The sequence below is a fragment of the Sphingomonas sp. BE123 genome, from assembly GCF_031456015.1.
In the GTDB taxonomy this organism is placed as follows: Bacteria; Pseudomonadota; Alphaproteobacteria; order Sphingomonadales; family Sphingomonadaceae; genus Sphingomonas.
Genome location: NZ_JAVDTW010000002.1, coordinates 797,119 through 821,606 on the forward strand (window position 1 = coordinate 797,119; position 24,488 = coordinate 821,606).

The 24,488-nt window shown below is 67.8% G+C and carries 14 protein-coding genes; 13 read left to right on the forward strand and 1 reads right to left on the reverse strand.

Features of this window, described 5'->3' with window-relative positions; genetic code table 11:
* Positions 1-11: 11 nt before the first annotated feature.
* The 11 genes from J2Y54_RS12030 to J2Y54_RS12080 all read left to right on the forward strand — a co-directional run bounded on the left by J2Y54_RS12030 (position 12) and on the right by J2Y54_RS12080 (position 22,712).
* Positions 12-3,620 (forward strand): hypothetical protein, encoded by a 3,609-nt coding sequence (locus tag J2Y54_RS12030; protein WP_310039949.1) that lies wholly within the window; start codon positions 12-14, stop codon positions 3,618-3,620.
* Positions 3,617-7,177, forward strand: a complete 3,561-nt coding sequence (locus J2Y54_RS12035; protein ID WP_310039952.1) for a DUF1906 domain-containing protein — start codon at positions 3,617-3,619, stop codon at positions 7,175-7,177. Before J2Y54_RS12030 ends, J2Y54_RS12035 begins: the two co-directional genes overlap by 4 nt.
* Positions 7,174-8,424, forward strand: a complete 1,251-nt coding sequence (locus tag J2Y54_RS12040) for a GlcNAc-transferase family protein (protein ID WP_310039954.1) — start codon at positions 7,174-7,176, stop codon at positions 8,422-8,424. Before J2Y54_RS12035 ends, J2Y54_RS12040 begins: the two co-directional genes overlap by 4 nt.
* Complete coding sequence (locus J2Y54_RS12045; protein WP_310039956.1) at positions 8,421-9,653, forward strand: GlcNAc-transferase family protein; 1,233 nt, start codon at positions 8,421-8,423, stop codon at positions 9,651-9,653. The genes J2Y54_RS12040 and J2Y54_RS12045 overlap by 4 nt, the downstream gene beginning before the upstream one ends.
* Before the next feature lie 42 nt (positions 9,654-9,695).
* Complete coding sequence (locus J2Y54_RS12050; RefSeq protein WP_310039958.1) at positions 9,696-10,874, forward strand: DUF4157 domain-containing protein; 1,179 nt, start codon at positions 9,696-9,698, stop codon at positions 10,872-10,874.
* 49 nt (positions 10,875-10,923) lie between these two features.
* A complete protein-coding gene (locus J2Y54_RS12055; RefSeq protein WP_310039959.1) occupies positions 10,924-15,072 on the forward strand; it encodes a contractile injection system tape measure protein in 4,149 nt (1,382 codons plus the stop codon).
* A complete protein-coding gene (locus J2Y54_RS12060; protein WP_310039961.1) occupies positions 15,012-16,469 on the forward strand; it encodes an ATP-binding protein in 1,458 nt (485 codons plus the stop codon). The genes J2Y54_RS12055 and J2Y54_RS12060 overlap by 61 nt, the downstream gene beginning before the upstream one ends.
* Positions 16,470-16,471: 2 nt before the next feature.
* Entirely contained in the window at positions 16,472-16,864 is a 393-nt protein-coding gene (locus J2Y54_RS12065) for a DUF4280 domain-containing protein (RefSeq protein ID WP_310039963.1), read from the forward strand.
* Between the two features lie 190 nt (positions 16,865-17,054).
* Positions 17,055-20,051, forward strand: coding sequence for a response regulator (locus J2Y54_RS12070; protein WP_310041296.1), 2,997 nt, complete (start codon positions 17,055-17,057; stop codon positions 20,049-20,051).
* Complete coding sequence (locus tag J2Y54_RS12075) at positions 20,048-20,908, forward strand: CheR family methyltransferase (protein WP_310039966.1); 861 nt, start codon at positions 20,048-20,050, stop codon at positions 20,906-20,908. Before J2Y54_RS12070 ends, J2Y54_RS12075 begins: the two co-directional genes overlap by 4 nt.
* Positions 20,898-22,712: a response regulator gene (locus tag J2Y54_RS12080; protein ID WP_310039967.1), complete on the forward strand. Its 1,815-nt coding sequence runs from the start codon at positions 20,898-20,900 to the stop codon at positions 22,710-22,712. Before J2Y54_RS12075 ends, J2Y54_RS12080 begins: the two co-directional genes overlap by 11 nt.
* An 18-nt stretch (positions 22,713-22,730) precedes the next feature.
* Here J2Y54_RS12080 and J2Y54_RS12085 read toward each other — a convergent pair whose 3' ends face one another.
* Entirely contained in the window at positions 22,731-23,480 is a 750-nt protein-coding gene (locus J2Y54_RS12085) for a Coq4 family protein (RefSeq protein WP_310039969.1), read from the reverse strand.
* Positions 23,481-23,615: 135 nt separating this feature from the next.
* Between J2Y54_RS12085 and J2Y54_RS12090 the strand changes: the two genes are divergently transcribed.
* Positions 23,616-23,828 (forward strand): helix-turn-helix transcriptional regulator, encoded by a 213-nt coding sequence (locus J2Y54_RS12090; RefSeq protein ID WP_310039974.1) that lies wholly within the window; start codon positions 23,616-23,618, stop codon positions 23,826-23,828.
* Positions 23,785-24,477: a hypothetical protein gene (locus J2Y54_RS12095; RefSeq protein ID WP_310039976.1), complete on the forward strand. Its 693-nt coding sequence runs from the start codon at positions 23,785-23,787 to the stop codon at positions 24,475-24,477. Before J2Y54_RS12090 ends, J2Y54_RS12095 begins: the two co-directional genes overlap by 44 nt.
* The last annotated feature ends 11 nt before the right edge of the window (positions 24,478-24,488 follow it).

Below are 24,488 nucleotides of genomic sequence, written 5' to 3' on the forward strand. Positions count from 1 at the left end.
GGTAAGGGGTGGTGGCGGCGCGCGGCGCGCGTATCCTCAACGATGCGACAAGCCAGCTCGACCGCGATCGCGGTGCGCCTGCCCCGGAACGCGTCGACGTCGATGGACGGAGCCTGGCGCAGCTGCTCGCCTTTGCTGCCGATTATGGCGAGCTGATCCGCTTCTACGACCTGAACGACCAGCCGGTGGGCGACTGGTCGTCCTTCTTCGCGGCCGATCCGGTGATCGGATATGCGATGCAGCTTGCGATTGATCCGGGCGCGGTCGAGCTGGCGTTGCGCGACCTGATCCGTTCGGCCCATGCGGCGCGCGAGCCAGCCGCGCGGCTGCGGCTGATCCGCCGGATCCTCGCCGCGCTGGTGCGCTTGCTCGCGATCCTGGAAGGCGAATGGCCGGGCGGAGGCGATGCGGAGGCGCGCCTGCGCAGCCACCGGCGCCAGCATAACCGGCCGGAACTCGATCGCTGCCTGAGTGCGGTCCAGCGGCATCTGGCGCTCAACTCGGTCGAGGCGGGGATCGGTCCGGGCCCGGACGCCTGGGGGCGCCGCCTGCTTGACCTGATCGAGACGGTGGTTGACGCCGTGCTTGCCGCGATCGAACGCGAGCGCGATGCGGCGAGCGAGAAGCTGATTCTGTCGCTGCAGTCAGGCGATCACGCGCCCCAGGCTGCGCTGTACAATGCCTTTGCCATCCTGTTCGCTGAACAGCGCGCAACGCTTAACCGCTTTCCGCGGCGCTTTGTCGAATTCTATTATGGCGACATCATCGACCAGCATGGTCTGGCGGCGCATCCGGACACGCTGTTCCTAACCTTCACCCGCGCAAAGGATGCGGAGCAGGCGTCGGTGCCGCATGGCGCGCTGTTTTCGGCGGGTACGGATGCCGAGGGTGCGGCGATCAACTATGCGGCGCAATCGGCGCTCGAGGTGACCGCCGCCCGCGTCACGCGGCTCAGCGTGCATCGCGTGACCCATCTGCATCAGGCGCATAGCAGCGATCCGCTGGTGCCGACCGGGGTGCTCAGCGGCGATGTCGCGTTGCCCGGGGGGACGGCGCCGCGGGCGCCCTTTCCGCTGTTCGGCGCCAACCAGGCAGGCACCTATGGCGCGCTTACCCTGACCCGAGCGACCCTCGGCTTCTGCCTCGCGAGTGCCACGCTGATGCTGGGCGGCGGTGCGCGGACAATCACGATCGCACTTGCGGTATCGCGGCGCAGCGGCCCGCTGGCCGCCCTGTCGCGGGCCGCGGATGGCGACCGAGAGGCCCCCTCCGATGGCATGATGGCGGCGCAAAGACTGGCCAGCGCGATCGAGGAGAGCTTTCACCTTCATTATTCCACAGCGGGCGGTTGGATGGCGGTCGACGGCTTCACCGTGACCCCGAGTGCGTTGCCGGGCAGCGATTCTGCATTTCTGTTTTCGATCCGGTTCGAACTGCCGCCCGATGCGCCCCCCCTTGTAGCGGTGTCGACCCCGCCGACAAAGGGCGCCCCGCCGCCGACCCATCCCGCCAGCGCCTTTCCCAAGGTGCCCGATCAGCCCGCGGTGCTGGGCGGGCTGAACCTGTCGGGTGCGGCCGAATCCGCGGCCTTTGCGATCCTGTCGACGATCGAGATCGATGCGGTGTCCCTCGATGTGTCGGTCGCCGGTTTCGACCGGCTGAGCCTCGCGACTCCGAACGGCCCGGTCGATCCGCAGCAGAATTTCGCGATCCTGGGCCTGCCACCGGTGCAATATGCGGCGCTCGAGATCGCCGCCCCGGAACTGTTTGCCAAGGCGATGGACCGGGTCGCGGTGAACATTGCATGGGCCGGCCTGCCGGTCACCAGCACCGGGTTCAAAGGCTATTATCAGGGCTATGTCCTCGACGCCGACGGCGCCGTGGCGAGCGATCCATTGTTCGACAATGGGTGCTTTCAGGTCGCCTTTGCGCTCGCCAATCCCGGGCGGTGGACCGTCGCCGGAACCGCCCAGCCGCTGTTCCGCACGGTGGCGGCGACGGGGGGCGGGGGGACGGGCCCGGCGCAGCCGCCAGCTGCGGTGGCCGATGCCCCGCTTGCGCGCGGGTCGCGGCTCGAGCTTCCCGGTGTCGTGCCGGCCACGCCACCCGCTTATTACAGCGCCGCGACGACGCATTTGCGGCTGACGCTGGTGGCGCCCGACTATGCATTCGGCAACGTCCTCTATTCCAGCAACCTGATGGCGGCCTCGGCGGCGCAGAGCAGCGCAGCGCGCGCGGCGGCGCGGCGCGGACCGCACGGTCCGCCACCCCCGCCGCCGCCGCCATTACCCAATCCGCCCTGGTTGCCGATGGCGAGCGGGATCACCGTGGATTATTCTGCTTCGGCCCAGCTGGACCTGCGCAGCGGCATGGCCCGCGCGACCCCCGCCGCAACCGGCGCAACCGCGCCAATCGAGATCGAATTCTGGCATGTCGACCCCTTCGCCGCGCTGACCCCGCCGGTTGGGCCAGACAGCGGGACGGCGGGCCTGTTGCCGCGTCTCGATGCCCATGCCGCCCTCTACATCGACCTGTCCGTTCCGGTGGATCAGGTGGCGCTGCTGTTCATCCTGCAGGCGGGGCCTGACGGATGGTGGGACGACCCGCCAGCGATGGTCTGGGAACAGCGGATCGCGGACGATTGGGTGCCCGCCACCCTGCTCGGAGACGGAACCGAGGGGCTGCGCAATAGCGGGATTGTGCGATTGCAACTGCGCACCGACCCGCAGAGCGGACACCCTCGACTGCGCGTGCGTGCACGGGGTGTCGCCGACAAGGCGCCGATCGTCCAGGCGGTGATCGCCAATGCCGTATCGGCATCGTGGGTCGGGCCGGGGGGAGCCGCCGGACTGGGCCGTCCGTTGCCGATCGGCAGCATAGCGAAGGCGGTCGCGCCGCTACCCGGGATCGCGTCGATCGATCAGCCGATGGAGTCGTTTGGCGGGCGCCCTCCGGCAACCGGGCGGGCCTTTCAGACGTGGATGGCGGAGCGGCTGCGCCATAAGGGCTATGGCATCGACGCGTGGGACTATGCGCGGCTGGCGCTCGCCGCTGTGCCCTCGCTGTGGCAGATCGCGGTCGTTCCGGCGATCGACGCGAACAGCGGCGCGCGCGACCCCGGGGCGGTGTGGCTGGTCGCCGTGGCGGGTCCCGAAACACCCAACATCACCGATCCCACGATCCCGTCGATCGACCTCGCGACGCTGGCCGAGATCGGCGAGACGATTGAGGCGGTGATCAGCCCCTTTGTCCGGCTGACCGTGACCAACCCCCCGTATCTGCGCCTGAAGGTAAGCGCGCAGTTGAGCTTCAGCGATGGCAATACCGGGGCCTATTGGATTGAACGCTTGCAGGCCGAGCTGGTCAAATGGTTGTCGCCCTGGCCCGATCCCGCAATCGGACCGCGGCCGGCGCGCTACTATACGCGCCGGGCCGTTTCGGAGTTCATCCGCGGCCGCCCCTATGTGCGCGGCATCGACCGGCTGGACATCGCGCCCGAAACGTCGCCGCCGCGCGGTGGATGGGCCTATCTCACCTCTGCGCTGCAGCATGATCTGACGGCAGCGTCGGCCTTGCCCGGTGCATCGCGGACGCTGGTCCCCGCGCGGGCAGCCACATGACCGGCCCCCAACTCAGCATCCCGCGCGATCACCCGCTGACGGGGGCGGGGGCCAGCTACGAGCAGCTGCGCGCCGAAGCCGTGCGGTTGACCCACGCCATGTCGGGCAGCGTTTGGACCGACTATAACTATTCCGACCCCGGCATCACGATCCTCGAACAGCTTTGCTATGCCTTGACCGAGCTGCCCTATCGCGCGGCGTTCCCGGTTGCTGAGCTGCTGAGCGCTCCGGGCGAGCAGCGCGTCCCGTTACGGCGGCACGGATTGATGCCGCCGGCTGCGATCCTGCCGTGCAACCCGGTAACGGCTGCGGATCTAAGGCGGGTGGTGATCGACCGGGTGCCCGGGGTTGCCAATGCCTGGTTCACGCCGGCGCGCGGGGGGAGCCTCAACGGTCTGTCCGGCCTATACGACATCGCGATCCTGGCGCACCCGGAGGGCGACGACCGCCGGACCGACCCCTGTGCCGCCGATGAACAACTGATCCAGCAGGTGCTGCGCACCTATCGCCGCCATCGCGCGCTGTGCGAGGATGTCCGCAAGACGGTGATCCTGCGTCCGGTCGACACGATCGTGCATGCGCGCGTCCAGCTGGCCGATGGCGCCGACCCGTCCGATACGCTGGCAGCGGCGCTGTTTACGCTGGGTCTCCACCTTGCGCCCGAGCCCCGGCGTCGGTCGCTTGCCGATCAGCTCGCCGCTGCCGGCAGTACCGCACAGGCCTTTGCCGGGCCGGCAATGCTCCGCGGGTTCATCCCCGACGCCTGGCTGAAGCCGCTCCCGCGTAGCGTGCCCGTCGAACAATTGGTCCAGCTTCTCGCCGAGACTCCGGGGATCGTGTCGGTCGATACCCTGTCGGTCGATATCGGCGCGGGACACCACCGGATTGAGCGCGATGCGGTCATGCGGGCGCCGCCGGACAGCATCTTCACGCTGCAACCGACTGGCCGGGACGACGACTATACGATCCATCTCTATCGCGATTATGCCCGATGCGACCCGGACCCGGCGCGGGTCCGGCGGCGGCTTGACCAGCTCTGGAGCGCGCAGCGCCGCATCTACCCGCTGCGTCGCGATTATGCCGAACGCTTTGCGCCGCCCGCCGCGGTCTATCGCGATCTCGCTGACTATGAGTCGGTCCAGACCCAGTTTCCCAATGTGTACGGCATCAATAATGCCGGGCTGGGACTCGACGCTGGGCCCATGCGCACCGCGCAGGCGCGGCAGCTCAAAGGCTATCTGATGCCCTTTGACCAGATGCTGGCCGACGGTTTCAGCCAGATCGCGTTGTTGCGGCGGCTGTTCTCGATCGAGGCGGGTGGCGAGGCGACCTATGGCTGGCAGTCGTTGCGCGGGATCGTGCCGGATGCGGACCCGCTACTGATGCCGGGCTATGAGGCCGGGATGAACGCGCTGGTCGCGGCCAATGATCCTGTTGCGGTCCGCCAGGGGGCGATCCTCGACCTGCTCTTGTCGCTCTATGCGCAGCAGGTGGAAAGTGGCGATGGCGGCAGTCTGGCCCAGATGGACGCCGCCGCGCAGCAGGCGCTGCTTGCCGCCAAACGCACAATGGTGCGCCAAGTCGCCTCGCTCAGCGCCGATCGCGGACGCGGCGCCGATTACCGGCGGCCCCATTCACGCCATGGCCGCTCTGGCATGGAGCGGCTCAGTCGGCTGCAGCTCGGGCTGATCGACCCACCCGACGGCGCGGCGACGGACGGGGCGCGATGGTCCTTGGCTGATTCGGAGGCGGTCGCCGATTTCGGGGTGCGGCTGCCAGCCGAAACCTGGCCGTCGCTCGAGCGCTTGTTCCGACCGGTCACGCTGCCTGACGCCGTCCTCGACGCGGCGGACGTGTTTCTCGACGCCTCCCCGCTTGCCGGTCGGCGCGTGGCGCCGCCGCTCGCCGAGGCGCTGACCGATCCCGCGCGCTATCGCATTGGCCAGGCCGACGGCGATGCGACGATCGTCATCGTGGTGGTGGACCGCAGCGGCAGCTGGTGGTGGCTCGGCGAGCATGACGACGAGGCACGCGCGCTGCGCATGATCCGTCGGCTGCTGGAGGATGCGCGCCGTCCCGGACCTGCGCATCACGGCACGGCGCAGATGGCGCAGCTGCATGTCGTCGACTGGATATTGCTGCGCCCGGCGATGCTGGGCGGTTCGCGCGACGGCGCGCGCTTCAACTTTCGCGTCACCGCAGTCCTGTCTGTCAGCCGCGCCGAGCGCGACGACCTGAGTTGGCGGCGCGAGGCGGAAGCGGTGCTGCGGCAGAACACGCCGGCGCATGTCGTGCTGGACTGCCTGTTCCTCGATCCTGCCGCGCTCGCGCGGTTCGAGCGGCTGCACGATGCCTGGCGTGAGGCGATGCGGACCTGTCACCAGTCGCGGCTGGTGCAGACCAGTCGCGCGCTTGCCGACTTTCTGACCCATGCGATCGACGGTCCCGACCCGACGTCAGTCCCCGATCCCACGCCTGTACCCAGCCCGCCATCGCCGACCGCCGCGCCGACCCCGACCCCGGCCCCGACGCCTGCCCCGACCCCGCCACCCCCCACCCCGGTCCCCACGCCAGCGCCGCCAACCCCCGTACCACCGCCGCCGCCGCCGCCGCCGGAGCCCACGCCTGCGCCCGACCCGCATCCGATCTGGAGCTGGCTGGTCTGGTTCTGGCAAAGCTGGGTCTGGCCGATCCTGTCGGCGCTGCTGATCTGGCGCTGGTTCCGCCGGCGCGGCCCGGCACCGACAGCCATGCCGCTGCCCGCCCCCAGCGACGTGCCGCCATCTACCGCCGTACCGCCGCCGCCCGCGTCGGTTCCGCCACCCCCGCCCACGGCGCCCCCGCCACCCGCGCCGCCCGCACCGACGCCACAGCCGAGTCCGGAGCCGTCGCCGCTGGCGGCATCGCTTGCCCCGGCCACTGCCGGTACCAGCGGGTTCGACTGCAACACGGTGCTGACCGCGAGCAGCGCGGGGGCCTTTCGCGATGCCGGCTTTGGCTTCGCGATCCGCTACATCCCGCGGACGTTCGTCGCGACGGCCACCGACTCTCAGGGCAATCTGACGACCGCCGAGGCGCAGGCGATCCTGTCGGCGGGCCTGGCATTGATGGTGGTCCAGCACGTCGCTGCCCCGCCCTGGACGCCCAGCGCGTCGCTGGGCGACAGCTATGGCTATTACGCCGCCGCGAATGCGCAGGCGATCGGCCTGCCGCGCGGCATGATCCTGTGGCTGGATCTGGAGGGGGTCGCGTCGGGCACAAGCGCCACCACGACCACCGCCTATTGCGAAGCATGGGCCGATCAGGTGAGCGCCGCCGGCTATGTGCCGGGTATTTACATCGGTGCGAATTGCGGGCTCGACGCGAATGCGATCGAAGCGCTGCCGTTCGACTATTACTGGCAATCGGGAAGCAGCGTCCCGGCGCTTGGTCAGACGGGCTATTGCATGGTCCAGTCGATCAGCAGCAGCTATGTCGTTGCGGGCATCGCCTATGACCTGGATGTGGTTCAGGCCGATCTGGACGGCAAGACGCCGGTCTGGCTGGCGCCACAATGACAATCTTCATTTCGATCGCCGCATATCGCGACCCGGAACTGTTGCCGACCATCGCCGACTGTATCGCGCGCGCGCGCTGGCCCGAGCAGCTTCGGTTTGGAATCTGCTGGCAGCACGGTCCCGAGGATACGCCCCCGCCCGCGCTTGCCAGCCGCCGGATGCGGGTGATGGCGGTGCCATGGGCGCAGAGCCAGGGGGCATGCTGGGCGCGCGCGCAGTGCATGTCGCTCTACGCGGGCGAAGACTGGTTTCTGCAGCTCGACTCGCATCACCGCTTTGCGCAGGACTGGGACGCGATCCTGATCGATCAGGCAGAGCGCAGCGGCGCGGCCCGTCCGCTGCTCACTGCCTATGCCCCGGCCTATGATCCGTTGCAGCCACTGCCCGGTCACGCGTTGCCGACGGTGATGCGCTTTGACCGCTTCACTCCGGAGGGCATTGCACTGTGTCAGTTCGGCCCGGTTGCCGAGCGGCCCGATGGCGCGCCGATCCGGGCGCGCTTCCTCTCCGCGCATCTGCTGTTCGCACCGGGACGCTTTGTCGCCGACGTCCCCTATGACCCCGACCTGTATTTCATCGGTGAGGAAATCACGCTGGCGATCCGCGCCTTTACCCATGGCTATGACCTGTTTCATCCGGGGCGGCACGTGGCGTGGCACGAATATACGCGCCGGCACCGCACCAAGCACTGGGACGATCATCGCGCCGAACGCGGTGTCCCCACACCGTGGCATGAACGCGACGCGGCAAGTCTCGAGAAAGTCCGCCGTTTCCTGGTCGCACCGGAAACTGGTCGGTTCGGGTGCGGCGTCGCGCGCAGTTTTGCGGACTATGAAGCCTATGCCGGGCTGAGCTTTCGCCGCCGCCATGCCAGCCGCGCGGCGCGGCGCGGGGACGAGCCGGCTGCGCCCGTGTCTGCAGCTGCGGCGCGCGAATGGACCGTGCGCCTGTCGCTCGGCCGCGCGGAGCTGCCGGATGCGGCCCTCAAACATCCGCTATTCTGGTATGTCGGGTTTCACGACGCGCAGGGAAACGAGATTGCGCGCGATGACGCCGGACGCGCCGAAATGCAGGCGCTGTTGGCCGCTCCGCACGATCGGATCCGGATCGAACGGCGCTTTGCTTCCACGCGGCCGCCGGCACGCTGGACGATCTGGCCGGTCGACCGTCGTGGCCGCTGGCTCGATCGGATCGACGGGCCGATCGACCTGTCCGGAACGCAGCAGCTGATCGAGGTGACCCGATGACGATCTTTGTCTCGATTGCCGCCTATCGCGACCCCGACCTGATTCCGACGATCCGGGACTGTGTTGCCAAGGCGCGCTGGCCGGACGCGCTCCGTTTCGGACTATGCTGGCAGCATGGCCCGGGGGAAGCGAATCCGTCCGGCCTCCACGGCCGGCTGCGCCTGATCGACATGCCTTGGCAGGAGAGCGGCGGCGCATGCTGGGCGCGTGCGCGGTGCATGACGCTGTACGATGGCGAGGACTGGTTTCTCCAGCTCGATTCGCATCATCGCTTTGCGCAGGACTGGGACGCGACGCTGATCGCGCAGGCCGAGCGCAGCGGCGCGGCGCGGCCCGTGTTGACCACCTATGGCCGCCCGTTCGATCCGGCAGCACCGTTGCCGGGCCCGATGGCGACGGGCATCGCGCTGCACAGTTTTCGGCGTGACGGGTTGCCGGTCGCGCAATGTGTGGAGCAGCCCGACTGGGCGGTCAGCGGCGCCCCCGTTCGCGCGCGGTTATTGTCGGCGCATCTGCTGTTCGCCCCGGGGCGGTTTGTCGCGGATGTGCCCTATGATCCCGAACTCTATTTCCAGGGGGAGGAGATCACGCTGGCCATTCGCGCGTTCACCCATGGTTATGACCTGTTCCATCCCGGTGCCCATGTGCTGTGGCATCAGGAGCCACGCCGAAAGACACCGTTGCATTGGGACGATCATGTGGCGGCGCAATATGTCGCGGTGACGGCGCAGGCGCGCGATGCGGCGAGCATTGGCAAGGTCCGGCGTTTTCTGCTGGATCCCGAGACCGGCCCGTTTGGCTGCGGCACGGCGCGCCGCTTCATCGACTATGAGGCCTATGCCGGTATCCGGTTTCGTCAGCGTTATGCCAGTCCCGGCGCGCGCCGGGGCGATCCGCCGGCCGCACCACCGGCGCCAGTGTCGGGTGAGGTGCGCACCTGGGCGGTGCAGATCCGGCTAAATCGCGCGGCGCTCGATGATCCGGCGCTGGATCGGCCCAGCTTCTGGTATGTCGGGTTGCACGACGCGGAGAATGTCGAACTTGCCCGGGCCGATGCGCGGCCGGCGGAAATCAGCGCGGCGCTCGCCCGTGGTGGCGGGGAGATCGTGCTCGAGCGGCGCGTCCAAGCGCCGCGTCCGCCGCAGAGCTGGACCGTGTGGCCGACCGACCGCCAAGGCCGGTGGCTGGCCAAGCTGTCAGGCCGTGCAGACGCCCGATGCGTGGCGTGAGCGAATGACTGTGGAACCTGAATGTCACGATCGGAGGATGCGATGACCCATCAGATGCTGCCAAAGCGTACCGATACCCAGCCCCCCGCGCAGCGCGCCGTGAAGAAGCAGGCGGCTCAGCTTGCGCCCAAGAAGAAGCTTGCGCAACTCGCCCCGCGCAAGAAGCCGCTGCAGATGGCGCAGTCGCAGCAACCGGTCCAGCGTGCCGCGCGTCCCAATGGGTTGCCCGCGGCGATCAGAAACGGCGTCGAAGCATTGTCCGGCATGTCGATGGGCCATGTCCGCGTCCATTACAATTCGGCCAAGCCGGCGCAGCTCAACGCCCATGCCTATGCTCAGGGAAGCGACATTCATGTCGCTCCGGGCCAGGCGCATCATCTTCCGCATGAGGCATGGCACGTCGTTCAGCAGGCCAAGGGCCGGGTCCGTCCCACCGTGCAGCTGGCCCAGGGCGTGCCGATCAATGACGACCGACAGCTCGAGCGGGAGGCGGATGTGATGGGCGCGCGGGCGCTCCAGATCGGCACCTGCGCGGTCCCGGCGCAACTGACGGCGATCGCGCCGCCAGCGGGTGCGGTGGTGCAACGCGTCGTGCCGAGTGCGGTGGGATTGCCAAAACCGGTCCCCCAGACCAGCCATTACATGGCGCAGGCCAAGGCGCAGCAGGCGAAATTCACCAAGGCAGCGTATCCGCGCCACAGCTTTTCGTTCGGGGTCTACACGCGTGGCGCGGTACTGTCCCGGTTCAATGCGACCGGCATCGGTCACAATCCCAGCACGGTGATGACATCGACCGGACATCAGGTGAACACCCAGGCGGTCCAACTCGATCACCAACCGCAAAGCTGGGCCAATATCGCCAATGTGATGGAGGCCCATAACACCGCTCAGGAACAGCATGGCGTCCCGTTCAGCCCGGCCGCCTATTACACGCTCTGGGACGCGCGGATGTACTATAACGACATCACCAACCTTCGGCCGGCAATGGGATCGGACAATGCCTCCGGCGGTGCCGAAGGGGTCAATGTCGCCGCGCCGATGCACGAACAGCTGCAGGCGACGCTGGGGCATACGGTGCACGCCATGACCAACCTGCAGCACGTGCTCGGCGCCTTCCATGAATCCTTCCAGGAAGACCATCTCAACTACGCGGTGAACAAGCTGGTCGACATCGCCACCCGCGCCAACACGCTCAGCGAGGAAATTCAGACGATCGCCTGATCGGTCCGGTCACCGGTCCGGCATGCGTGGAAGGGGGAAGGGCTCAAGGATGGCGGGGGTAGTGCATCGCATCGCCCGGTTCCGGGTCAGCGCATCCGTCGCAGATCTGGACGTGGCGCTCGCCCTGCGCCCGCGGATCGAACGTCTGGCGCAGCAGGCGATGCCCCGGATCATCGAACGGTTGTGCGATGCACTGGTCCCGCACGACGCGCATCTTCAACTCGCGCGCCTTGAACTCGAACTCGGCACCGTCGATCCGGCCAATCTCGAAGAGGAGGCGCTTGACGCGCTGCAGCGGGTCCTGACCGAAGCGTTGCAGGACGCGCTGCGTGATGCGCGGACGGCGCCATCCGCTGACTGTCGCTTGATCGACTCCAACGCTGCGCTGCTCCGGGATTTCGACACCTATCTCGGGTCGGGACGTCTGCCAGCCGCGCGGCAGGATCGCGCTTTTGACGCGACCGCGCGCCTCCTCTGGCTGGTCGCAGCGGTGCCGGCGGAACTTACCGCTCTGCTCGCTCGCCGCGCGCGCGACCGCCATGTATTGGAGCGGCTGGTCCTGCAGACCGGGGATAGCGGCTTTGACGCGTTGCTGGCGCTGCTGGCGCCGCGCGACGCCGCAGTCATCCGCGCGCTGCTGGCCGACGTCATCCTGGTCCAGCACGATCCGGTGACACCGGGGCCTGCCGTCCTGCGCGGCCCCGCGCTCGAGCGGGTATTGCGGGTGGCGACGCTCGAATTCCTGCTGCGCGACCCCGGGTCCCAATTCAACCGCCGGCGTTTCCTGGCGCATCTGCTTCAGCGTGAGGCGCGGGCGATCGGGGTGGACTATGCCGTGCTGCTGCGCCTGCTGAGCGAAGCGGTTGCGGCATTGCGCACGCATCTCGGCCTCGGCGCATCGTTGCCGCGAATCCTGGACGCGTTGCTCGCCGAGCCCCGCGGGACATCGCCACCGGCAGCGGTCGCGCCCCTCGACCTCGATGCCGCGCTTGAAGCGGCGCGGGCTGGGCGTTTCGCTGCGCTGGCTGAATGGGTGCGTCGCCAGGGCAGTGATCCAGTTGCCTTGCGCGCGCTGGTCGATCGGCTCTCGACAGCATTGTTTGCCGGGCTGGTCGGGCAACTTGATCCCGTCCATGCGGCGCTGATCCTTGCGCTTGTCGACGACCTGATCCTCGTCCATCGCGCCGACCCGGTGCTGGCGATCGATCGCGTCGATAGCGCGCTGTGGGAGCTGACCCTCGCCTATCTCGCGCGCGATCCCGGAACGCAGTTCAACCGCCGCCGCTTCCTCGCCTTCCTGATTGCCCGTCAAGCGAAGCGGATGCGGATCGGCTATGGCGCGCTGGTCCGCCTGTTTGCCGATGCGTTGGCGCGTCTGCGCGCCCGACAGGATCCGCGGGCGTCATTGCCGGGCGTGCTGGGCGATTTGCTTGGCGAACTCGACGCCGATGCCGGCCACGATCCGGGCAATGGCCCGCTGCAGCCAATGGAGCGCGCAGGCGACAGCGCAGCGCTGATCGGCGCGCTCGAGGCGCAGCTGTCGGATCCCGATGCGTTGCTGGCACTGGTGCGGCGTCTGCCGTCAGGGCGCGTCGCCGCGCTCTTGCGCCGACTGCGACCGGCAAGCGCGGCGACGATGCTCGCGTTGATTGCGCGGCTGGACGCTCTCCACCGCTCGGCTCCGCTGGTGCTCGCATCAGCCGGGGAGTTCACTGCCTGGGTGCGCGCCGCAGGGTTGGGATGGCTGGTCGCCATGCCGCAGCGCCGGTTCAACCAGCAGCGCTGGCTCGACCATATCCTTGCCGAGGTCGCGCGACGCGGAGCGGTTCGGCCCGAGGCGCTGCATCGTCGTTGGGCTGGGGCAGATCCGGGCGCGGACCGGGTCGCGGCGATCATCGCGCTTTCGCATGACGCCGCCAGCGTGCCAATTGCCGCGGCAGCGCTGCGCGACGTGGCGGAGGATCCGGCAGCTCTTGTCCGCCTCGCCGATGCGAGCGATCCTGCCGCCCGCGCGCGGCTGCTCGACCGGATCGACCCGCGCGATGGCGGAAGGATGCGGGCGATCCTCAACCAGGTCGCGCGACAGCGCGGCGTCATCGCGCGGATCGGGGTCGATGCTGCGAGCTTCGAGCGGCTGTTATGGGCGCTGGCAATACGCTGGCGCGCCGGCGCGGGCCGGGGCGCGTTCGACGCGGATCGCTTCACTGCCGCGATCGTCGCCGGGGTCGCCTACTATGCCGGCGCGCCCGCCGGCGAACTCGCCGCCGCAGTGGCGCGCGCACCTTCCCCGATCGCCGATCCGGCAGGCGTCGCGGTCGATGCGTTTCTAAGGGGCGCATCGCCGGTCGAGGTCGGGCACAGCCTTGTCGCTTTGTGCGCGCGCGATCCGGTGGCACTCGCCGACGCGATCCGGCGGCAGGCGCGCATTGCCCCGGCGCATATTCCTGCAATGACCGAACGATTGCTGCGCTGGCTGACGCCCGACGAACTGATCGATTGTCTTGTCCCCGGCATGGGCGACAAAGCCCGCCATTGGGGGGAGACCATGGGGGGGATCGGAGTCGCCCAGTGGCGGACCGCGATCGCCAGCATACTGAGCGGCAGCGCTCCCGCCTTCGTGGCACAGCCCGGGCGGGCTGCACAGCGGCTGGACCGGATCGCACTGCTCGAAACATGGCTCGCGCATGGTGCGGCGCCGTGGTGGGCTTCCCATCCGCAAGACCTGCGCGATGCGCTTGCGGCATTGCCTGAAGCTGCATTTGGCGAGCTGGATACGTTGTTCGGCCCTGACGTGGATGGATTCGGGCGCTTGCAGCGCGTGATCGATGCCGTCGATGATCCGGTGCGCGAGCGGCTGTTCGACCGGCTGGTCCCCTGGGCGGTCCGCGCCGGCGGAGCGGTGTCGGAACGGCTCGCGCATCTGTCGCCGGACGATCGACGAAGGGCGTTGGCGCGGGCCGCCGCGGACGCGCTGGCCGGCCGCGAACCCGATTTGGCCGGGCTGAGCGATCCAGCGGCCGGGAGTTCGTCGCCTGCTCCGGATCCGACCGGGATTGGCGCTGCTATAGCGGCGGTGCCTGTGGATAGCGCACGATTGCTCGCCTGGCTGGACGGCGCCGTTGCCACTGCGGCGGAGCAGGTCGCACTGGTTCGCCACTTTGCGCTGTTGGCAGACAGCGATGACCGCGCGTTGCGTGCATGGCTGACCAACCGCCGCCGCGACGCGCGCGCGCCGGCACGCTGGGCCGCGCTGCTTCCGCCTGAGGCGCTTGCGCGGCTTGTCCGGTTGCTGGTCCCGGGCCAGGCACAGCTATGGCTGGATGCTGCTGCCATGGTGACAGCCGCAGCGCGGCGCACGGCGCGCTTTGGCACCCCTGCGCCGGACCGGCTTCACATTTGGACCAGCCTGCTGCGGATGGTCACGCCGAATGCGGCTTCGGCGACCACACCCGATCTGGGCCTGTTCATCGACCGCATTGTCGGGGGCGACGCGGATCGCGCCGATCGATTGCGCAAGGATGCCTTGCGGCTCGCGCAGGATGGTGGATATTGTGCGGTCGCAGCCGTGCTGCGACGGGTGACGCTGCCGCCCGGCCGGCCGCGTTCCGAAGCGGCGACCACTCTGGCATTGCCTGCCGCCTCGCCGCCCGCGCAGAAGGACGCAACGATGCCGATTGATGAGCCGGGCGAAGCACTGTTCATCGGCAATGCCGGCCTGATCCTGTTCGCGCCCTATCTTCCGTCCCTGTTCGACCGGTTGGGGTTGCTCACCGACACCGCCGACGGACCCCGGATGGTTGATGCTGAGGCAATGGCGCGGGGCGTCCATCTATTGCAATATCTGGTCGATGAACGCTGTGACCGGCCAGAGCCGGAGCTGGTGCTCAACAAGCTGTTGTGCGGGCTTCCAACCGCGCAGCCGGTTGCGGCGTCAGTCGCGCTTGCAGATGCAGACCGCCAAATGTGCGACAGCCTGGTCGACGCCATCATCGCGAATTGGACGATTCTGGGCAATTGCTCCCGACCCGCGCTGCGCGAAACCTTTCTCCAGCGTGAGGGGCGGCTCGTCCATGCCGGTCCGGGTTGGACGCTAACGGTTCAGCGACGCGCGGTGGATGTGCTGGTGGATCGCATTCCGTGGAGCATCGCGACGGTGTTCCACCGCTGGATGCCCGCGCCGGTGCAGGTGGCGTGGTGAACGGGGGCGGGACTGCTCCCGATCCGGAGCAGGCAGCGGCCAACGCCGCGGTGATTGATGGCGAACTTGCCTGGCTGGAGGCGGTGATGGCGGCGCGTTTCGCCGCTTATGGCGATGGTGCGGCAGGGGCGGCGGTCGCGATACCCGAGCCGCCGTCCCTCACAGGGATAGAGGGTCCCTATGCCGGGCGGGTCCGCACCCTCGATCTTGGTGCCGAAGAGCGGCTTGCCCTGATCCTGGCACTGGCACCCTATATTGCCCCGGCGGCACTCGATTCATTCCTGCTTGAAAATCAGGCGACCGGACGGCGGTTCACCGAATTTGGCGGCATCATCGGCCAGAGCCATGGCGGGTTCCTGCCGACGGTCGAGACGGCAATGTTCCTGATTTCCGGCGACGACCGGTACCTGCGCATTCTGATGGAGCCGATCTTCGGACCTGCGGCGACGCTGGTGCGCAGCGGGATGCTGCGGATCGATCATCGCCACACCGACGAGCCGCCGCTGTCGGCGTTGCTCCGGCCGTCGGAACTGGCCTTGCATCACCTGCTGCGGGGGGAAGATTACAGCCCCGTGCCGGGTCCCGCGTTCCCGGCCAGCCGCCTGACAACGGCGCTGGACTGGGACGATCTCGTCCTCAACGCAGGTACGATGCAGCAGGTCGACCTGATCAGCGCGTGGATCGCGCAAGGGCCCGCGCTGATGCAAAACCCCCACCTCGCCCAGCGGTTGAAGCCTGGTTATCGCTGTTTGTTTCACGGCGGACCGGGGACCGGCAAGACGTTGACGGCTGCCCTGCTCGGCAAACGCCATGGGCTGCCCGTCTATCGCGTTGATCTCTCGCGCGTGGTGTCGAAATGGATCGGTGAGACGGAGAAGAACCTTGCCAGCCTGTTCGACCAGGCCGAGCATCGCAACTGGATCCTGTTCTTTGACGAGGCCGATGCGCTGTTCGGCAAGCGCACCGATGCCGGTTCGGCCAATGACCGCGCCGCAAACCAGCAGATCGCGTATCTGCTGCAGCGCCTGGAGGGACATCCGGGCATGGCGATCCTCGCCACCAACCAGCATGACTATCTGGACGAGGCATTTGCCCGGCGCTTTCAGATCGCGGTGCGCTTCCCGATGCCCGACGCCGCTGCGCGAACCCGCCTGTGGCAGGACTGTTTTTCCGGCCAGCCCTTTACGTTGTCCGACGAAGTCGATTTCGAAGATCTGGGCCAGCGCCATGAACTGGCGGGGGGCGGGATTATCAATGTGTTGCGGCATGCGTGTCTGGTGGCGTCGCGGCGGGGCGAGGGGCGGATCGAATTGCATGACCTGATCGAGGGGATTCGGGCGGAAAAACAGAAGGATGGGCAATATGTGAGCCGCGCGGGCGGTGTTGGAGGAAATTGAACATGTCGAGCGCGATGGTCACATCCGGCGCGAAGTTGCAGTGTAATTTCGGGGTGGCACCGTCCAGTCTGGTGATCCTGCCGATCAACCGCGTCAGCGCCGGCGCGCTGCCGGCGGGCACGATCATGGACAACAAGCTGATCCTCAACATCCCGCCGTTCGGCCTGTGCAGCAGCGAGGCCAATCCGGCGGTGATCGCCGCGACCGCAGCCGCGCTGGGTACCCCGACGCCTGCGCCCTGCGTGCCGGTCATCGTCGCGCCATGGGAGCCGGGCACGCCGACCGTCACCATCGCCAACCTTCCCGCACTCGACACCAGTTGCCGCCTGACCTGTGCCTGGGCCGGGCAGATCAGCGTCACCCAACCGGCCCAGATGACCGTCACCGTCCCCTGACGCACCGCAGCGAAAAATTCTGCGCCGGTCGGGAACCGGGTGCGGCCCGGGGCGTTTGACGCAGTCGCGTACGCGACGAGGGTGGGTAACGATTTTGAAGTTCAATGTGTCGGGGCGCGAGCCCGTTTCCGGGGCTTGGCTCTACGCGGCGCTGGGCGTCCTCACGCTGCTGCCGTTCGTCGCCGACCTGATGTTCCCGCTCGGGACCGCAGTGTGGGTTGCCTATCTGCTCCCCACCGTACTCGCATTCCTCGCGCCGCGACCGCAGGTTCCGCCGGTCGTCGCGGCGGTCAGCACGTTGCTGACGATCCTTGGCTTCACCCTGGCGCCGAGCGGGGTCGACCCGTCGGTCGCGCTGTTCAATCGATCGATCGGCATGACCGTCACCTGGCTGCTGGCGATCATGGGCTTTCTTTTCGTGCGCAACCGCATCGCGATCCAGCGCGAGGAATGGGTGCAGGCCGGACAGGTCGGCCTGGCGCGCGCCGTCGGCGGTGAGCAGCCGCTCGAGCAACTGGGCGCGAGCGCGCTCAACTTTCTGGTCGACTATCTTGGCGCGCGGGCCGGCGCGCTGTTCATCCGCAATGGCGATGGGTTCAAGCGCTATGCGACGCACGGCGTTCCGGCGGATGCGCCGGTTCCGGAGCGGATCGCGCCGGGCGACGGGCTGCTGGCGGAAGCCGCCGCGCAGCGCCGCAATCGCATCCTCGCCGATGTCCCCGACAACTACCTGTATTTCGGGTCGGGGCTGGGGCGGGCCAAGCCGGCACAATTGCTGATTGCAACGACCAGCGTTGATGACGAGGCGAATGCCGTCATCGAACTGGGCTTTCGCGACGTGCCGCCCGACGCTCTGCTGTTGTTCGAACGCGTTTCGGAACAGCTGGGCATCGCGTTCCGGTCGGGCAAATATCGCACCCGTCTGCGCGAGCTGCTCGAGGAAACCCAGCAGCAGGCCGAAGAACTGCAGGTTCAGAGCGAGGAGCTGCGCGCGAACAATGACGAGCTGGAGCAGCAGAGCCGCCAGCTGCAGGAATCGGCCGAGCGGCTGGAAATGCAGCAAAGCGAGCTGGAGCAGACCAATGCCCAGCTGGAGGAACAGGCACGCCAGCTGGAGCTGCAGCGCGACGACCTGACCCGGGCCAAGGCAGAGCTGCAGGATCAGGCAAGCGAACTGGAGCAGGCGAGCCGCTACAAGTCCGAATTCCTGGCCAATATGAGCCATGAGCTGCGCACCCCGCTCAACTCGCTGCTGATCATGGCGCGGCTGCTTGCGGAGAATCGCGACGGCAACCTGACCGCCGCGCAGGTGCGCCATGCCGAGACGATCGAAACCTCCGGCAATGATCTGCTGACGCTGATCAACGACATTCTCGACATTTCGAAGATCGAGGCGGGCAAGCTGGAGTTGCAGCCGCGCCGCTTCCGCATCGCCCCGACACTCGACAAGCTGCGCACGCTGTTCCAGCCCGCCGCTGCGGCCAAGGGGCTGGCGCTCGACATTGCGGTGACGCCGGGCGCTCCGGTCGAGATCGAGACCGATCCCCAGCGGCTGGAGCAGGTGCTGAAGAATTTCGTGTCGAACGCGATCAAGTTCACCGAGCGCGGTGCGATCACGCTGGAAACCGCGGCGCGCGCGGATGGCCGGATCGCGTTCACGGTGCGCGATACCGGGCCCGGCATCCCGGCGGAACAGCAGCAGGTGATTTTCGAGGCATTCCGCCAGGCGGACGGGACGATCAGCCGGAAATATGGCGGCACCGGCCTTGGCCTGTCGATCTCGCGCGAGCTGGCGCATCTGCTGGGCGGCGAGGTCAGCGTGGCGAGTGCGCCGGGCCAGGGGAGCGCCTTCACCCTGATCCTGCCCGAAAGCTACGAACCGGTCGCGGTCGGCCCGGCACCGGCGCCCGCCCCGGCGCGCGCGCGTCCGTCCAATCCCAAGCCGGGCAAGAAGCGCGGCGTGATCGCGGCGGAGGACGATCGCGAACGGCTGTCGGGCGATTCGCGCGTGATCCTGATCGTTGAGGATGACCCGGTATTCGCCCGCATCCTGTGCGACATCGCGCATGAGCAGGGGTTCCAGTGCCTGATCGCCGGCACCGCCGACGAGGGCGCGTTGATGGCGCGGCAATATGTCCCGCACGCCGTGATCCTGGACATGAACCTGCCCGATCATACCGGCCTGTCGGTGCTCGACCGGATCAAGCGCGACGTGCGGACGCGTCACATCCCGGTCCACGTCGTGTCGGTCGATGACGACAGCCAGGCGGCGCTGTCGAGTGGTGCGGTGGGGTATCTGTTCAAGCCGGTCCGGCGCGAGCAGCTGGTCGACATGCTCGAAGGGCTGGAAGCGCGCATGGCGCAGCGGATGCGCCGCGTGCTGGTGGTCGAGGACGATGCCCAGCAGGCCGAAAGCGTCAAGCTGCTGCTGGCCAGCCGCGAGGTCGAAACGGTCGAGGCGCATAGTGCCGCGCAATGCGTCGACCTGCTCGGCAGCCAGACATTCGATTGCATGGTGCTCGACCTCAACCTGCCCGACGCATCGGGCTTCGACTTGCTCGAACGGTTGAGCGGGGACGAGCGCCTCGGCTTCCCGCCGGTGATCGTCTATACCGGCCGCGATCTGAGCGCGGACGAGGAATTGCGGCTGCGCAAATATTCCAAGTCGATCATCGTCAAGGGCGCCAAGTCGCCCGAACGGCTGCTCGACGAGGTGACGCTGTTCCTGCACCAAGTCGTGTCCGACCTGCCCGAACCGCAACAGGCGCTGATCGCCAAGTCGCTGACGCGCGATTCGGCGCTCGAAGGACGGCGGGTGCTGCTGGTCGAGGACGATATCCGCAACGTCTATGCCGTCACCAGCATCTTCGAGCCGCATGGCGTTGACGTGCGGATTGCGCGCAACGGGCGCGAAGCGCTGACCGCGCTGGAGGCGGCAGCCGGTGGCGAGCATCCGGTCGACCTGGTGCTGATGGACGTGATGATGCCCGAGATGGACGGCCTGACCGCGACGCGCGAGTTGCGCAAGGCAAGCTGGGGCCGCGACCTGCCGGTGATCATGCTCACCGCCAAGGCGATGGCGCGCGATCAGCAGGAATGCCTGGAAGCGGGTGCCAACGACTATCTGGCCAAGCCGATCGATGTCGACAAGCTGCTCAGCCTGGTGCGGGTGTGGATGCCGCGATGACCGAGGCTTTCGCGCCGCACGAGGAGATCGAGCTCGACCTGTTGCTCGAGGCGATCAACCGGCACCATCATTACGACTTTCGCGGTTACTCCCGCGCCTCGCTGCACCGTCGGATGGAGCGCGCGCAGCAGCGGTTCGGCTGCGACAGCCTGTCGCAGCTGCAGCACCGTTTGCTGCGCGAGCCGGGGGTGTTCGAGGAGCTGATGGCATTCCTGACCATCCAGGTCAGCGAGATGTTCCGCGATCCTGCCTATTTTCGCGCGTTGCGCGAGCGGGTGATCCCGCATCTGCGCACCTATCCCTCGCTCAAGGTGTGGATCGCGGGATGCGCCAATGGCGAGGAATTCTATTCGCTCGCCATCCTGTTCCGCGAGGAGGGGCTGGAGGATCGCACGATCTTTTACTGCACCGATATCAGCCCGGCGGCGCTGCAGAAGGCGGAGGCCGGCATTTTCACGCTCGACCGGATCCAGCAGTTTACGGAGAATCACCGGCAGGCGGACGGCAAGTCGTCGCTGTCGGATTATTACACGGCCGCCTATGGCGCCGCGGTGTTCGACAAGAGCCTGCGCCGCCGCGCGGTATTCGCCGCACATAATCTGGCCAGCGATTCGGTGTTCACCGAGGCGCAGCTGGTGTCGAGCCGCAACGTGCTGATCTATTTCGACCGGGTGCTGCAGGACCGTGCGCTGGGCCTGTTTGGCGATTCGCTGGTCCGCGGCGGTTTCCTGGGGCTGGGGTCACGCGAAACGCTGCGCTTCTCGCGCCACAGCGCGGCATTCGACGATTTCGATCCGGCCGAGAAGATTTTCCGCCGCAACGGCGCCGCGCTGGAGGAGACACGCGATGCGGCCTGAAGCGGTCCCGGTTCTGGCAGTGGATGACGTGCCCGAAAACCTGGTCGCGCTCGATGCGCTGCTGGGTGGCGAGGGCGTCGAGCTGGTCTGTGCCCGCTCGGGCGCCGAGGCGCTTGAGCTGCTGTTGCAGCGCGATTTCGCGCTGGCGCTGCTCGACGTGCAGATGCCGGGCATGGACGGGTTCGAGCTGGCCGAACTGATGCGCGGCACCGAGCGCACGCGCCGCATTCCGATCATGTTCCTGACCGCGGTCGCGACCGACGAGCGGCGCCGGTTCCGCGGCTATGAAACCGGCGCGGTCGACTATCTGCTCAAGCCCGTCGATCCGCAGATCGTGCGCAACAAGGTCGGCGTGTTCGTCGAACTCTATCGCCAGCGGCGGGAGATTGCACAGCAGCGCGACGCGCTCGCCGAGGCGCTCAACCGGATCAAGGCGCATGGCGACAATTCGCCGCTGGCGATCGTCGAACTGAATGGCGAACAGCGGATCCTGCACTGGTCGGCAGGAGCGGAGCGGCTGTTCGGATGGCGCGCGAGCGATGTCACCGGGTATCGCCCGTGCGAGATGGGCTGGATCGCCCCCGAACATGGCGTCGCCTTTGCCACGCTGATCGGCGACATGATTGCGGGGCGGCGGGTGCGCGAGATGCAGCCGCTGCGGATGCGGACGACCGAGGGCGTGATCCTCGATTGCGAATGCTATTGCTCGGCCTTGCACGACGCGGCGGGCATGCTGACGTCGGTCAACGTCCAGATCCTCGACGTGAGCGCGCGCAAGCGGGCCGAGGATACGCAGCGCCTGCTGATCGGCGAGCTCAACCATCGCGTGAAGAATACGCTTGCATCGGTTCAGGCGATTGCGACCCAGACGCTGCGCCATTCGACCGGGCCGTCGGACTTCGCGCCGACCTTCATCGGGCGGATCCACGCGCTGGCCAAGGCGCACTCATTGCTGAGCAGCACGACATGGGAAGGTGCACGGCTGCGCGAGCTGGTCGAGGGGCAGTTGCGAATCGGGGCCATTTCCGAAGCGCGGCTGGGCATTCACGGGCCGGAGCTGGAACTTGCGCCGGAGCCGGCGCTGCACCTTGCGCTGGTCCTGCACGAACTGGTCACCAACGCGCATAAATATGGCGCCTTGTCGGTGCCGGAGGGGCGGGCCGACCTGCACTGGTCGTTGACCGGCGACCGCCTGCGGCTGGAGTGGCGCGAGCGCGGCGGGCCACCGGTGGTGCCGCCGACGCGGCGCGGATTCGGGACCGCGCTGATCGAACGCAGCCTCAAGGCGGAAGGCGGCGTTGCGGTTTCCGACTATGCCCCGGACGGGCTGCGCTGGACGCTCGACCTTCCCTATGCCGGGCGGCCGCGCATGGCACAGGTCCCGCGTCCGGCGCCATCGCCGCCACCGCGCGGGACGGACGGGCCGGTCTCGCTCGAAGGACGGCGGTTCCTGATCATCGAGGACGAGCCGCTGGTCATGCTCGAGCTGGTGGACCTGCTGACCGGAGCGGGTGCGGTAGTGGCGGGGCAGGCATCGTCGCGTTCGGACGCGCTGGAGCTGGCGCGGACGCGGCAGGTGGATGGCGCGCTGCTCGACGGCAACTTGCAGGGCGAGATGGTCGATGACATCGCCGCCGCGCTGGCCGCGCGCGGCATCCCGTTCCTGTTCGTCAGCGGCTATGGGCGCGAGCATCTGCCGGTCGAGTTCGACCGGGTGGTCGCGGTGACCAAGCCATTCTCGCCGGCAACGCTGCTGGACAGTGCTGCACGGCTGTTCGGCGAGGCGCGCGTGTCGACGCGCTAACGTGGGCGCAGCGTCGGGTCAGATCCCGATCAGGCCGCGCTCACGCAATTCCTGCTGCGCGATGCGATAGCGCACCGGCTCGCCGATCCGCAGGCGGCGACGCACCGCATCGAGCGGCTCGGCGAGCAGCTGCTCATAATCCTCGCCCGACAGCCAGGCGGCGGCCTTGCCATGGCGATACCCCTCGATCACCGCGCGCGCGAAGTTGCGCGAGCCAGTGACCTTGAGGCTCTTGAGCGCGGCGCCCACTGCGATGAAGGCCCAGCCAAGCCCGCGCGTCTGGGCGAAGGAGAAGGCGACGAGGCAGGCTTCACCCAGCGGCTCGTCGGCCTGATAGCCGGTGATGACGTGCCAGATGTCGTGAATGTCGCGCTCGCGCCGGCCGAACCACGCATGCGGATGCTCGATCCCGCGCTCGACATCGGCATCGGCATAGCTGACATCCGCCAGGCCCTGCGCCGAATAGCCGGTGCGGTCGAGAAAGTCGCGATAGGCGGCGCCGACGCTGCCTGCCGGGAGCGAATCGATCCAGGCGCGGTCGGAGAATTTCTCGGCCAGTTCGGTGCGACGATAGGCGATGCGGCCGCCACCGGGGGTGGTCAGCAGACGCTGATAATTGCGCGCGGCGGTGTCGCCGTTGAGCGCGCGCATGATGCGGAACACCTGCACCGTATCGTCGCCATTGGCGAGCAGTCGCCGCAGCGCCGTGAGCGCGGTTCCCCAATCCCGCCGCGCGGGCTTGCTCCAATCAATCGCCTGAGTCGCCATGCGCACCATCCATACTGACACAAGTGTAAATAAGTGGTTTTGCGAGGACGCGCAAGCTGACAAGAGCTCTTGACATCTCCGTGCGAATCATGACAAGAACTCTTGTCATATGGACAAGAGCTCTGGACAGGTTCGTTGAACAATCGCCTCCGCCTCCTGCGGGCCGAAGCCAATCTCAGTCAGGGCGAACTGGCCCGGCTGCTGGGGGTTTCGCGGCAGACGATCAACGCGGTCGAGACCGACAAATATGACCCAAGCCTGCCGCTGGCATTGCGGATGGCGAAGATCTTTGGAGTGGCAGTCGATGAAATCTTCCTCGATGACTGGATCGCACCCGAACGGGACTGAGTTCACGCGGGCGCAACGCTGGCGCCGGCACGCGATCGAAGCGCTGATCGGCGGCGTAATCGGCGCCGGGTTCGGCTTTGGCATTGCCAGCTTTGTCGATTCGACCGGGTTTGAGCGCTGGACGATCGCCGAACTGGCGTCGCTGGCGGTCGCGTTCCTGCTCTTCTTTATGGGTGGGTTCGTGCTGGTGATGAGCGCGTCTGAAGCGCGCTGGCGCCGACTGGTCGCGTTTCGGCAGCCGGGCAGCGAGCCGCCCGATCGCGACTCGATGCTGGCCGTCCGCAGGCAGGGGGTGATCGTCACGCTGGCGGGCCCGATCCTCGCTGCCCCGCCGGTGCTGGCGCATCTGGGCCTGAGCGATGACGGGCGCGCGATCGGCGCGGCGGCGGTGCTGGCGGCGCTCGCGGTCCAGACCTGGCTGAACTGGCGGCTCTACCGCACCAGCGACGAACTGGTCCGGCAGGTAACGCTGCTGGCGGGCGCGGTGTGTTTCTGGAGCGGGCAGCTGGCGCTGTTCATCTGGGCAACGCTCGCCAAGCTTGGGCTGGCGGGGGATGTCGACAGCTGGACGCTGGTGACGCTGGTGATGGCGGTCTATCTGGTCGTATCGACCTGGATCGGGTTCCGCCGCGGCCTCGACCAGCTCTGACCCGAACAGGC